Annotated in this window: 13 protein-coding genes; 8 read left to right on the top strand and 5 right to left on the bottom strand. The window is 34.4% G+C overall.

Features of this window, described 5'->3' with window-relative positions:
• Positions 1 to 52: 52 nt before the first annotated feature.
• The 3 genes from CLV73_RS06570 to CLV73_RS06565 form a co-directional block, all read right to left on the bottom strand.
• On the bottom strand, positions 53 to 361 hold the full coding sequence (locus tag CLV73_RS06570) for a hypothetical protein (protein WP_157798737.1): 309 nt from the start codon (positions 359 to 361) through the stop codon (positions 53 to 55).
• 13 nt (positions 362 to 374) lie between these two features.
• Positions 375 to 533, bottom strand: a complete 159-nt coding sequence (locus CLV73_RS18875; RefSeq protein ID WP_157798736.1) for a hypothetical protein — start codon at positions 531 to 533, stop codon at positions 375 to 377.
• Between the two features lie 107 nt (positions 534 to 640).
• Entirely contained in the window at positions 641 to 1,069 is a 429-nt protein-coding gene (locus tag CLV73_RS06565; RefSeq protein WP_100376046.1) for a MauE/DoxX family redox-associated membrane protein, read from the bottom strand.
• A 396-nt stretch (positions 1,070 to 1,465) separates the two neighbouring features.
• Here CLV73_RS06565 and CLV73_RS06560 point away from each other — a divergent pair, with 396 nt between their 5' ends.
• The 4 genes from CLV73_RS06560 (at position 1,466) to CLV73_RS06545 (ending at position 4,779) form a co-directional block, all read left to right on the top strand.
• Positions 1,466 to 2,386 (top strand): hypothetical protein, encoded by a 921-nt coding sequence (locus CLV73_RS06560; protein WP_157798735.1) that lies wholly within the window; start codon positions 1,466 to 1,468, stop codon positions 2,384 to 2,386.
• A 243-nt stretch (positions 2,387 to 2,629) separates the two neighbouring features.
• Entirely contained in the window at positions 2,630 to 3,142 is a 513-nt protein-coding gene (locus tag CLV73_RS06555) for a helix-turn-helix domain-containing protein (RefSeq protein ID WP_100376044.1), read from the top strand.
• A 208-nt stretch (positions 3,143 to 3,350) separates the two neighbouring features.
• The gene (locus tag CLV73_RS06550) at positions 3,351 to 4,091 is read left to right on the top strand and encodes a hypothetical protein (RefSeq protein WP_100376043.1); all 741 of its coding nucleotides are present in this window, start codon (positions 3,351 to 3,353) and stop codon (positions 4,089 to 4,091) included.
• Positions 4,092 to 4,236: 145 nt separating this feature from the next.
• Entirely contained in the window at positions 4,237 to 4,779 is a 543-nt protein-coding gene (locus CLV73_RS06545) for a DUF421 domain-containing protein (protein WP_100376042.1), read from the top strand.
• A gap of 56 nt (positions 4,780 to 4,835) precedes the next feature.
• On the opposite strand, the gene CLV73_RS06540 is transcribed toward CLV73_RS06545, so the two are convergent.
• Positions 4,836 to 5,318, bottom strand: coding sequence for a DUF6265 family protein (locus tag CLV73_RS06540; protein ID WP_100377008.1), 483 nt, complete (start codon positions 5,316 to 5,318; stop codon positions 4,836 to 4,838).
• A 127-nt stretch (positions 5,319 to 5,445) separates the two neighbouring features.
• The gene (locus CLV73_RS06535; RefSeq protein ID WP_100376041.1) at positions 5,446 to 6,261 is read right to left on the bottom strand and encodes a helix-turn-helix transcriptional regulator; all 816 of its coding nucleotides are present in this window, start codon (positions 6,259 to 6,261) and stop codon (positions 5,446 to 5,448) included.
• 946 nt (positions 6,262 to 7,207) lie between these two features.
• On the opposite strand from CLV73_RS06535, the gene CLV73_RS06530 reads away from it, so the two are divergent.
• The 4 genes from CLV73_RS06530 to CLV73_RS06515 all read left to right on the top strand — a co-directional run bounded on the left by CLV73_RS06530 (position 7,208) and on the right by CLV73_RS06515 (position 12,011).
• Entirely contained in the window at positions 7,208 to 7,468 is a 261-nt protein-coding gene (locus CLV73_RS06530; RefSeq protein WP_100376040.1) for a helix-turn-helix domain-containing protein, read from the top strand.
• Between the two features lie 24 nt (positions 7,469 to 7,492).
• Complete coding sequence (locus CLV73_RS06525; RefSeq protein WP_228424261.1) at positions 7,493 to 7,819, top strand: hypothetical protein; 327 nt, start codon at positions 7,493 to 7,495, stop codon at positions 7,817 to 7,819.
• 155 nt (positions 7,820 to 7,974) lie between these two features.
• Complete coding sequence (locus CLV73_RS06520; protein WP_100376039.1) at positions 7,975 to 9,063, top strand: DNA cytosine methyltransferase; 1,089 nt, start codon at positions 7,975 to 7,977, stop codon at positions 9,061 to 9,063.
• Complete coding sequence (locus tag CLV73_RS06515) at positions 9,030 to 12,011, top strand: ATP-binding protein (protein ID WP_100376038.1); 2,982 nt, start codon at positions 9,030 to 9,032, stop codon at positions 12,009 to 12,011. Before CLV73_RS06520 ends, CLV73_RS06515 begins: the two co-directional genes overlap by 34 nt.
• The last annotated feature ends 1 nt before the right edge of the window (position 12,012 follow it).

Genomic DNA, 12,012 nt, shown 5'->3' with positions numbered 1-12,012 from the left:
AGGCTGGCAAGTGCCAGCCTTCAATTTATTCCTCATTTATTGTCAACAATAATTATGGCTTGCGACCAGAACTCATGGATAAAACCTGCGCATTGCTTTTTCCATCCAAAACATCATTCAGGGTTTGCCCGTCGGGAACCACAATACTACAAGGTCTTTCTCCCTCATCTTCACACCCTGAAAGATTGGTGGTTTGCCAGTGTGAGGGATTAGAAAATGCTCCGGAGGCAATACTCGAGTTGTTATAGAAATACGTTGTAGCCGCTTTTTTCTCTGCCACTTTAAAGGACATCACCGCCCCTGAGAATATCACGGCAGCAATGGCTACCGCATTGACTTTTAAAATTTGATTAAGTTTCATAATTGCGGTCTTTTTATACATCAAAAAAGATTACCATAAAAACTTTAGAAATCTGTCCGGAAAGTACTACGAGCCGGTAAGGATTACTCATTGTACCCATAGTTTTAAAAACTTGTTGTACCACTATACCATATTCTTGTGTTCCCGGACAAATTGTGGTTGATAAATACATTAAAAATTGTCGGTTATTAAACAGCTTTCGGCTGTCTAATTTTAAGGTTGAACATTAATTACAAATTCAGTCACGATCGATCATCCGTAAATATTACGGTAACATACTTATTCAGCAGGCCTGCTGTATTTTAGATTTAAACCTAAAGCGATAAGAGAAAGAATAACACAGCCAATATTGAAATATAAATGCTGATGCCAGCTCATTTTCTCCAATATTCTGCCACAGGAACAAGGGAGATTTTTACTTGTCCTTATTAGTAAAGCAATATATCCAGTAAAGATGAGCATCAAAATAAAGCTTCCTATCAGTCCAATAGTTCTGGTTTTCCGGTAGCATAATAATCCTGCAATAAAAGATTCAACAATGATTATCGTGTAAGGCAGGAATTGCGAAAATCCATTCAACAATGGTGATGCTGAAATTTGATTCTGGAACTTTTCGAAATCCAATATCTTACTGATAGCTGCATAGCAGAAGAGAATAACAAAGTAAATGCTTACCACAAATGGTATTATTTTTTTTAAATATTTCATGACATTAGTTTTTTTTGTTGACAGTATTCTGTGTAAAGTATATGTCTATTTTTCAAACAATTACTGATCAAATGTAAAACAGAAATTCAACAAAAAAAAATGATTTACGATGCCTGTTTCCTATGTCTGATGCCAGTTTATAAACTGATCCTCTGTATCAAAATCCCAGAGCGGCATAGCTGTAGACTGTAGTTTTTTTCATAAAAGTAATTATAAGTTGGAATTAGACATTGTGCTCAAAAAGACAAATGATGCTTATTCAGCACATCAAATGTTATTTTGTGTGAATAAGAACCATGACCGATAGCATTTTGGTTATGTAGTTTACAAAACACTTGGATATTCCATAAAAAATAACGTAATTTTATAAAACGTTTTAATAAAAATGAAGGTAACGTGCAGATGTTCAGGTTGTTTATATTGCTTTTGGTTTCCACTGCAGAATTATGGGTTGCGCAGAGTACAGACAATGTGGCCTATCATCAAATCAGAAAAAAGTACGATTACAAGAAGGTTAATGATACTACAGCACTTTCTTACGTTGACCTTTTAATTGCCCTCGCGAAAAAAGAAAAAAATTATTCCGAATTAACGTATGCATACCAAGATGCCCTACATTTTGAGCCATCAGGATGCCGCAAAAAGCTGTATGCAGACAGTGCAATAACTTCCGCTCAGCATAGTTGTAATAATGATCTTATTGCCTCTGCTTATCTTGGAAGGGGAATTGTGTCTTACTTTATTTTTAAAGACTATCAACCCGCATTGGATGATTATATAAAAGCGTTATCCTACGCCAGATATAGCACTAGTCCATACATAAAGTATATTATATTATATCACCTGGGTGTAATGAAGAGTTATTTAGGATATTATGATGAGGCAGTCAGTCAATTTGAGGCCTGTTCAGCATTCTTTAGACAGGAAATTTTGAAAAATAATTCCCCAGATATCCTGTATAATATGCGCAAAGGCTATTATAATACTTTAAATCAACTTATCTATTGCTACCAGCAAATGGGAGATGATGATAGTGCCGACCACTTAATTGAAATAGGCAAGAGGGAAATACCCAAAGATTTAGATTTCGTCCAGTTAAGGAGTTATTTTTTTAAATCAGAAGGCATTTCTAAATTCCGTAAAGAAAATTACGAGCAAAGTATTGCCGATCTCAATCGTGCACTTCCGGAACTGGTCAGGGTAAATGACTTTGCCGGGGTATCGGTGATCTACTTTTATCTGGGAAAGAATAAATTGGCTCAGCACCGAGAACAAGAATCCTTTAGTTTTTTTAGAAAAGTTGATTCTCTTTATTAGAAATACCATTTTTTCTTTCCTGAGCTTACGGAAAACTATAAGATTTTACTGGAGAATGCCCATAAAAAATCAAATATAGATGAGAGCTTATCTTTTGCCAATACCCTCCACAAAATTGAAAAAATAAACATAGAAGACACACATCATCTTTTTATTCAGTTTGAGGCCGAGCGGATAAATATTGAATATTCGAGTATTACACAGCGTTACAGGAATATTCTCTTCGGCGTTGTAGCAGTCTCTATGTTTTTACTTATATTCACTATAAACACTTATCTGGAAAAGAAGTCCGAGAAAACATACGATGTGGTCTTAGCGGGTGTGGGTGTTGATATTGAGAGATTAAAAAATGATGTCTCACCGCCAAAATCCACATTGAGTGCAGAGATTCGCAACAGAATTCGGAAGAATCTACAGAAATTTGAAGACGAAAAAGAGTTTTTGAAACCGAACCTGAGTTTGAAAAAAATTGCAATAAGAGTAGGGACAAACCCTAATTATCTATCTTCCTACATTAACACGGAGAAAGGAATGCATTTTAACCGTTACCTAAGTGAGTTGCGCATTAAGTATATCGCCGAATTGCTCGCAGAAGATCATTTAGCAGTTCATCAGAAAACAGAAGTTCTTGCCAAACTATGTGGAATTGCCTCTCGTTCCAACTTTCTAAAACTGTTTTCGGAGATCTATGGTATGTCGCTGCAAGAGTATCAGCATCAGTGCAGAGAAAAGTTTGCTGCGAATGACAGATTCTAATTAAGTTGTTTTTGGATAGATGTCAAGACTCCTCAAATCGTAAGTTTCCTGATATCTGCATTTTAAAATTGCCCAAATCAATTTCATAGATTTTCTCTGATTCAAGAGATTGAAGGAGATTGAGGAAGATTCAATTGCTGAAATCGTGTAGATATTGATTCAATGCGTATATTTGGAATGTTCAAGAATAATTAAATAAGAGATAAATATGGGATTTTTTGACTTTTTCAAGACAAAACAAAAAAAGGAAAATGAATTAAAAGAAAGTGATAACGCAATTTCACAATCGAAAAAAATCATTGAAAATTCTATTCTTGATGACGGATACCATAAACCATCAAATTGGACATCGAATTATATTTATGGATTCATTAATGGAAATCCTATGCAAAAAATCTCCAATCATAATGATTTAATAGAAATTATCAGAAATACTGTTGGTGGTGGAAAAGGCTATATCGCAATAGATTCGATATTCCATCCGTATAATTTAATAAATCATAAAGGCGCCACTGCCTGGGATTTAGCTTGGTTTTGGTTGTATACTCAGAACCAAGGGAAAATTATTTCTGAAATTGCAAGAAATGAAACTGCTACAATTGTTCGATCTGAAAATTTAAATCTACTGGAGAATTTCAGGATTTGGCCAAATGACAATTTAAATCCCCATAAGAATAAGCAATATGATAAATTCGTTCCTTTTGTTCTGCCTTATTTAACTTACTCGATAGATGATAAAGATGAAGAACATTGGGTAAAAATGATAAATGCTGAATTGCAATTGCAGGGACACGCTCATACGTATATCGAAAATTTCAACCGTGTCTTATCAAATAATTTTGAAGGACACGTTATGACATTAGGCTTTGGAGAATTTAATAGAGAAAATTTAGACGACCTGATCAATAAATTCACAGATTTTTATGACCAGAATATGAGTGGAAGATAAAACTCTTTAGATTTTACAGTTTCCCATAGATTCGGAAAAACAACTTTGACGGAAGAGATTGTACTGTAAACATTTGTGTGGTAATCATTTTCATTTCAGATCATTTCTGGCATTATTTTATCAACACTAATGATAAAAATGGGAAATGGAAGATTTGTTATTTGAAAATTGGGAAAAGCTTGGACAGGTTGGATTGATGACCATTGCCTCTTTTGTCATTCTATTCCTTTTCATCAGGATCTCAGGAAAAAGAACCCTGGCAAAGTTCAACGCTTTTGATTTTGTGGTGACGGTTGCTCTCGGTTCCACATTGGCTTATATGATGCTTGCGATGGTTCCATTGGCAGAAGGTGTAATGGTCTTATTTCTGATAATAGCTTTACAATACCTGTTTGCTAAATTGGCCAGTACCTCCGATAAGATGGAGCACCTGATCAATTCCTCTCCACGTTTACTGTTCTATAAAGGCAAATACCTCAAAGAAAATATGAACACCGAGGCCATAACGGTTGATGAGATTAACGCTGTAGTGCGTCAGGAAGGAATTGAAAGGTTGGATGATGTTTTGGCAGTTGTCATTGAGCTCAATGGAGAGATCAGCGTCATCAAAAAATCGGATTCTCCAGGCGGTAAAAGTTCTTTAGAGGATCTTTATATCCCTGACGGTGAGGTAGCGGGCGATCTGTAGAATTTTTGCAATTATATACTTGAACTTATTGAATTAACCGAAGCTTGTCTACATTATTACCTTTTCACTCTTTTCATTGGAAAGGTCTGTTTGCGTTTCTGTCCGTTTATGATACCTGAAATTTCGGCTATCAATGAATCGGAAGTGATTTTTGTGTAAGCGATGATCTGTGGAAAGTCGTGCTGTGGATTTTCAAAAACCAATTGATTTTCAGAAATAGTTTTGGCGGCAAAACGAACAGGCAGACCTTCATTTTGATTTTTAACAGTCGGAATATAAAATAAATTTTTTTTTTCCTGCACGAGCCGGATATTTTCAAAAACGATCGTGTCTTTGCCTTTGACACTATAACTTTTCCCCGACAATTCATTATTGCCAGTTTTGGTCCAGGTTTCATAGATGCTGCCTTTCTGGGTTTTATTTTCCCAGGTACCGATCAGCCATTCCGCTTTTTGAATGTCGTTTGTCTGCTTTATTGTCCAGGCATAAAGAATAGCCAAACTAATGACTGTAATAAAAAATTTTGCTCCTGTTTTCATAATTTTAGCTGATTGAATAATTGTCACTTTATTTAATTTCCAAACACGGGATTATTTCTTTGTTGAAAATTTTAGATAGCAAAGTTGCAATGTTTTTAAAAACTAAAATTGTAAAAATGGGACAAGTTTAATCCGTTCCGTAAAAAAGCGAAGACATCGTAAGGTGACTACTGTAAAATTCTTTGGGCGTAGCTCCGGTAAATTCTTTAAACTCTTTGATAAAGTGTGCCTGGTCGTAATACTCGTTTTCGTAAGCCAGTTCTGCGAGATTGGAGAACTTATCGTTCATCAACATTTTGAGTGCAGCCTGCAATCGAATCGTCCTGGATAGTTGTTTGGGACTTAGACCGATGGCCGAAGAAAATTTACGCAACAATTGTCTTCGATTGACTTGGATAAGCTTGGACAGTTCATCGACCGAGAATTGTCCGTTGGCTGTTATAATCGTTTCGACAGTTGATCTTACAATGCGGTCAATGGTTTCTATGTCAGTCAGCCGATCCAGTAAAAATTTTTCAATAAGCATTATTCTCTCCAAAGTGGAATTAGCATTTATGACCTGTTGCTCAATTTCCTGTCCATCCTTTCCAAACAGCTTTTCCAACGAAACGGCGGTGTTTTCCATCTCTTTTATCGGAATGGTAGTAAAAGGCAAAAAACCTTCCGGATGAAAGCGAACGGAAAAAATTCCGGTTTCGCCAGTTGGCTCGATCTCAAGTGGTCGAGTCAATTGCCCGATGACAAAACATCTGGGCTGGATAATGCTGTTCCTATTATTCAAGTATTGTTTGTATAGATCGCCATAATGAAAGATCATCTCCATACATCCGTCAGGAACGATGGTTTGCTTTTCAGGCGTTTCTTCTTTCGGGCTTTCCAATGTCCAATAACATCTGATAAATGCTGTCAAGTCCTGATCCGGTTCAAATATCTGGTAATTCATTTGGCTTCTTTTTGATAAAAATTATTCTACCTAAAAACTTCATAGTGATTCAAATATAATCAATCTTCGCACAAGAGATTGATGGATAATCTATCATCAACCTGCGTAATTTAAATACAGGTTAGCTGGAAACCTGTGCAAAATGTGCACAGGTCAGCTTAGAACCGGCTCAAAAATTAAGCAACTCGACACTTCCAAGAAAGTAAAGCAGCCTCATAGCTGCTTAAAAATTGCGCCACTTTTTTGAAAATGGCTCAAAAAAGTTACCACAAAACACTTACCTGGTTGAAAAAGTGAGCCGTTCATCAATAACCAGGCGAAGAATTTGTGACGAGTACTGTCGATGCGGCTCAAAAATCAAACCGCCATATTGCTAAACTGTATCCAGGAAAGTAAAGCAGCTCATATCCCTGCGTAAAAATTGAGCCACTTTTTTGAAAACCGGCTCAAAAATGTTACCACAAAGGGTTTACCTGGCTCAAAAAGTGAGCCGGTCAATTCTAACCCAGTGCAGAATTTAAGCCGGGTACTGTCAATGCGGCTCAAAAATTGAACAACCCTGATGTTATTGTCTTTTCTGCTTTTTTTCTTTTCAAAAGCAATTATTGCAACTTATTAATAATCAATTAAGTGCAATTTTTTTTAGAGCTCTGAAAAATCAGCAGTACAATTAAGCAAGATGTGTCTTTGTATATACAAACTTTTCAAGTTTTATATCCAAGACTCTCTTGCCTTTTTTGCAAAAAGGGGAAAAGACTTCGGAACTCGTCTTTTTTTCTAAAATCAGGTATAATGATCCAAATTATTCTTTTTTAATCTCCAAAGGTTACAAAGGAATCCAGATTATTCTTTTGTAGCCCAGGTCCCTTTATCACTATTGTTTTCAAGCTTTTGATGTCCCAAATTTGTAGAAGAAAATTTAGTCAAAAACAAAAATGAAGTAGCTATGATCGTAAACCTAATTACTAAAGAAGACCTTCAGGAATTCAAAACCGAATTGCTGGAAGACCTACAAAACCTGTTTCAAATAAAAATTTCCCAGCAGAAATTATGGCTTCGTTCGTCAGAGGTCAAAGCACTTCTAAAAATCTCCTCCGGAACACTGCAAAACCTCCGTACCAATGGAAGCTTATCGTACACCCGTGTCGGCGGGACATTATATTACAATTACAAAGACATTGAAGAAATGCTGAAGCAGCAGCAATGATAGCTCACAATACCGAAACCAATTATGAATTATATAAAACACCTCACAGCTTTCTATGAAAAGGTGGCTCAGGATCATACGCTCAACCCATCACACATCAGCCTCTATTTAGCCCTATTCCAATTCTGGAATTTCAGCCGTTTCCGAAATCCGGTCAGTATTTCCCGCGATGAGGTGATGCGTATCAGTAAAATCCGATCAAAAGCCACCTACCATAAATGCCTGAAGAATCTGCATTCTTCGGGCTATATTGATTATCAGCCGTCTTATAACCCATTTCAGGGAAGTCAGGTGGTGATGTTGGATTTTGGTGGGGAGTTGAAGGTCGGCGGGAAGAGAGATAAAAAATAAATTTATTAGCTTTTCTAAATCTATGCTGAGTTCCATTTTTACTCATAATTTATAAACTAAAACGGTTCTAATAAAAAGTTCCATGATATTTTTTTACAAAACAATATAAAAAAATATTATTTTATATATTTTTGTATATTACGAATTTTCTATTTATGGAAGAAACAAATGAATTAAAGGCTATAGATTTTTTTTGCGGTGCAGGAGGAGTGACTTGTGGTTTTAGAGAAGTCGGAATAAAAGTTTTGGCAGGAGTGGATATTGATGCAAAATTTAAAGCCACTTATGTTAAAAATAATGATGCAATTTTCATTAATGAAGATGTTTCAAATTTATCTCCCGAGGATTTGAATAAATATGTTGAAGTAAAAAAAAATGATGACAATCTAATCTTTGTAGGCTGTAGTCCATGTCAGTATTATTCTAACTTAAAATCTGATAAAACAAAATCTCAAAAGAGCAGATTGTTACTTGAGGATTTTAAAGAATTTGTTCTTTATTTTCGACCTGGTTTCGTTTTTATAGAAAATGTTCCTGGTTTGGAAACAAAGGTAGGAAGTCCAATACATAATTTTAAAAAAAGTTTAAGAAAGGAAGGTTACGTTTTTGATCAAAAAGTTGTTAACGCAAAATACTTTAATGTTCCTCAAAATAGAAGACGTTTTGTGTTAATAGCATCAAGACTTAACCCTGAGATTAAGTTACCTTTACAAGATAAAAAAAAGGAAAATATCTTAACGGTAAAAAAAGCTATTGGTAATGAAAAACTTTTTCCAAAGGTTGAAGCAGGCTATATTGATAATTCGATATATATGCATACAGTTTCAAAAGTTAGCGATTTAAATCTGCGAAGATTAAAACATACACCAAAAGATGGCGGTTCCAGAAAAAACTGGGAAAATGATAAAGATTTACAATTAGAGTGCTATAAGGAGCATGATGGTCATCATGATGTTTATGGAAGAATGTATTGGGATAGACCTTCTCCAACTATTACTACAAGATTCATATATACGAGTACAGGGCGTTATTCACATCCGGAACAGGATAGAGCTATTTCATTACGGGAAGGTGCAACATTGCAATCATTTCCTTTAGATTACAACTTTTACTCTTCAAATAAAGGTGCTGTAGCGACAATGATCGGTAATGCAGTTCCTCCCAAATTAGCTAGGGCTATAGGGGAAACAATTTTTGAACATTGGAAATTATGGCGCAATTCAGAACAAGAGCAAGAGCATTAGATTTATTGGGAAGACAGCAGATTGCAGGCATACCTACTGCAATAAATGAACTATTTAAAAATGCTCATGACGCATATGCTGATAATGTTGATATAGATTATATAAGAAAAGATAAACTTTTTGTGCTTAGAGATAATGGTCTAGGCATGACAAAAGATGAATTTGAATCAAGATGGTTAACGTTGGGTACCGAAAGTAAATTTCAAAACTCCAAAACCTCTTTACCTCCTGTAGATTCTAATAAAGAGCCTCGCCCTATAATGGGAGAAAAAGGAATAGGGCGCCTTGCTATTGCTTCAATTGGTCCTCAAGTACTAATTCTTACTAAATCAAATAAAGAGCCTACTAAAAAGATTGTTGCTGCCTTTATAAATTGGAGGATTTTTGAATTACCTGGTTTAAATCTAGAAGATGTAGTTATACCAATTAGAATGTTTGAGAATATACCTACATTTGAAGATATTCAATTGATGAAGCATGATCTGATCAATTCTCTAAACTCTCTTTATCAAACCGAAAAGATATCTGAAGAAGATACTAAAAGAATAATCTCCCTTGTAGAAGATTTTCGAATTTCCCCTTTTGACCTGGATCAATCATTAATAGGAGATTTTAATTTGATTGATACTACAGGTACTCATTTTTATATAAACCCTACGGACGAGTCTCTAAACTTTGATATAGACGGAGAAAAGGACAAATCTGTGTCTACAAAAATGGAAAAAATGCTTTTGGGGTTTACAAATACAATGACTCCTGATCATCCAATTCCTAAGATTTTGCCGGCTTTTAGAGATTATAAGGGAATAGAAAATACATATACTGATATTTTTAATAAAGAAAATTTCTTCAATCCTGAAGATTTTAGAATAGCAGATCACCACTTTTCGGGTGAATTTGATGAATATGGTCAATTCTCTGGAAATGTTAATATATATCAGGTAGAAGAGTTTTCTCATAAAATACCTTGGTCGGGTAATAATTACATAAAAACCGAATGCGGACCTTTTAAATTAAATGTAGCATATTTACAAGGAGAACTTAAGCAATCAATTATGGATGCTGAAAATCATTCTCGTTTAATAGCAAAAACAAATAGACACGGAGGTTTATACTTATATAAGGATAATATTAGGATATTACCTTATGGAAACTCAGATTACGATTGGCTAGATATTGAAAGAAATAGGACTAAAAGTGCTTCTTATTATTTCTTTTCTTTTCGAAGGATGTTTGGTGTTATTGATATATCAAGTGAACTCAATAAGAAGCTTAATGAAAAAGCTGGTAGAGAAGGTTTTATAGAAAACAAAGCTTATCGTCAGTTCAGAGATATCTTAAAAAATTTCTTTGTTCAGTTAGCAGCTGACTTTTTTAGAGAAGGTAATGGTGCTGGTCCAAAATCTGAAACTTGGGTAAGAAAAAGAGAAGAGCGAAAGTCATACTATCAAGCTTTAGAGAGAAGAGACAAACAAGCAAAAGTTAGAAAAGATAAGTTTCAAAGTTCATTAAATTCTTTCTTTGAAAATATAAGCAAAAATGCATATGGCCAAGAGATAGATAAACTTTTGAATGAGATAGAGAAAAGATTCGAAAGAGTAATTCATATTGAAGATGATGAGGAAGCAAGTCAATTATTAGTTGATACTGAAAATGAAGCAAGAGAAATTATCTCTGATTATATTAATAAAATTAAAATAAACCAACCTAAAGGTTTTACCATTTCAAAAGAGACCAGAAAAGATTATGAGGCTTATTTAATAGAATTTGATAAAATTCAAAATGGAAAATATAGAGAAGCTTCTGATCAGATAGATAATTGGATAAATGATTATTCTACCCGTTTACAAATTGAAGTGAGTAAACGAAAAAGATTGGAACAGGCAGTTGATTTCATATCTATACAAGCTGAAAAAGCTTCACGACAAAAACAAAAAGAAGCAAAAGAAGCTTTAGCAGAAGTATCAAAAAATGTTATGGATCTTGCGAGGGAATTGATGATCGGATTGGAAGACAAAATACGAGATATTAAAGATGATTTTAAAAATATTGAAATAAATAGCTCAGAAGATTTTGATTTAGTCAATGAAAGAAGAAGGATTGAGGATGAAATTTCTAAAGAAAGAGACAAAGTAACATTTACTTTAGAAAGTGTTATTAAACAATTACACGAAATTTATTGGAATAAAGATAATAATGCTGAAATAGTTACAAGCGACCAAATAGCAGATGCTATGTCTGAAGAATTAGAAGAATTAAGAGATCGCCTTCAAGCAGATGTGGAATTGAGCCAGTTAGGACTAGCCGTAGGAGTTATACATCATGAATTTAGTAGTACAGTAAATTCGATTAGAGGTAGTATTCGAGATCTGAAAGCTTGGGCAGATGTTAATGACAAGTTAGAAAATGTTTACAATAATATCCGAGTAAACTTTGAACATCTAGACGGTTATTTAGGGCTTTTTACGCCTTTTAATAGAAGATTATACAGAGAAAAGGAGCAAATTCCTTCGAATGAAATAAAAATATTTTTATTGGATTTATTTGGAGCAAGGTTAGAAAGACATAACATCCAACTTAAACATACGGCTGGATTTCAAAAACGTAAACTATTCGGTTTCCGTTCCACATTTTATCCTGTTTTTGTAAATATAATTGATAATGCAATACACTGGTTGAATCAGTCAAATGTGGAAGAAAAAATCATTAGGTTGCATGCTGATGATTCTGGGTTTTACATTTCAAATAATGGTCCCGAAATCTTAGTTCAAGATTCGGAACGAATTTTCGATTTGGGATACACAAAAAAATTAAATGGTCGTGGTATGGGTTTACATATAAGCCGAGAAGTTTTAAATGCAGAAGGATACAATTTATTTTTGGATTCTCCACGTAAAGATAGTAATGTCACATTTAAAATAGCTACAAATAACCCTGTAAACGGATAAT

Origin of the sequence: Chryseobacterium geocarposphaerae, from assembly GCF_002797535.1 — a bacterium.
GTDB lineage: Bacteria > Bacteroidota > Bacteroidia > Flavobacteriales > Weeksellaceae > Chryseobacterium > Chryseobacterium geocarposphaerae.
The sequence above is the reverse complement of the archived record's forward strand: the minus strand, read 5'-3'. Positions and strand labels throughout refer to the sequence as shown.

Bases quoted from the DNA above. Each gene is read 5' to 3' on its own strand.
- CLV73_RS06570 (WP_157798737.1), bottom strand. From the start codon at position 361: ATGAAACTTAATCAAATTTTAAAAGTCAATGCGGTAGCCATTGCTGCC.
- CLV73_RS18875 (WP_157798736.1), bottom strand. From the start codon at position 533: ATGTATTTATCAACCACAATTTGTCCGGGAACACAAGAATATGGTATA.
- CLV73_RS06565 (WP_100376046.1), bottom strand. From the start codon at position 1,069: ATGAAATATTTAAAAAAAATAATACCATTTGTGGTAAGCATTTACTTT.
- CLV73_RS06555 (WP_100376044.1), top strand. From the start codon at position 2,630: ATGTTTTTACTTATATTCACTATAAACACTTATCTGGAAAAGAAGTCC.
- CLV73_RS06550 (WP_100376043.1), top strand. From the start codon at position 3,351: ATGGGATTTTTTGACTTTTTCAAGACAAAACAAAAAAAGGAAAATGAA.
- CLV73_RS06545 (WP_100376042.1), top strand. From the start codon at position 4,237: ATGGAAGATTTGTTATTTGAAAATTGGGAAAAGCTTGGACAGGTTGGA.
- CLV73_RS06540 (WP_100377008.1), bottom strand. From the start codon at position 5,318: ATGAAAACAGGAGCAAAATTTTTTATTACAGTCATTAGTTTGGCTATT.
- CLV73_RS06535 (WP_100376041.1), bottom strand. From the start codon at position 6,261: ATGAATTACCAGATATTTGAACCGGATCAGGACTTGACAGCATTTATC.
- CLV73_RS06530 (WP_100376040.1), top strand. From the start codon at position 7,208: ATGATCGTAAACCTAATTACTAAAGAAGACCTTCAGGAATTCAAAACC.
- CLV73_RS06525 (WP_228424261.1), top strand. From the start codon at position 7,493: ATGAATTATATAAAACACCTCACAGCTTTCTATGAAAAGGTGGCTCAG.
- CLV73_RS06520 (WP_100376039.1), top strand. From the start codon at position 7,975: ATGGAAGAAACAAATGAATTAAAGGCTATAGATTTTTTTTGCGGTGCA.
- CLV73_RS06515 (WP_100376038.1), top strand. From the start codon at position 9,030: ATGGCGCAATTCAGAACAAGAGCAAGAGCATTAGATTTATTGGGAAGA.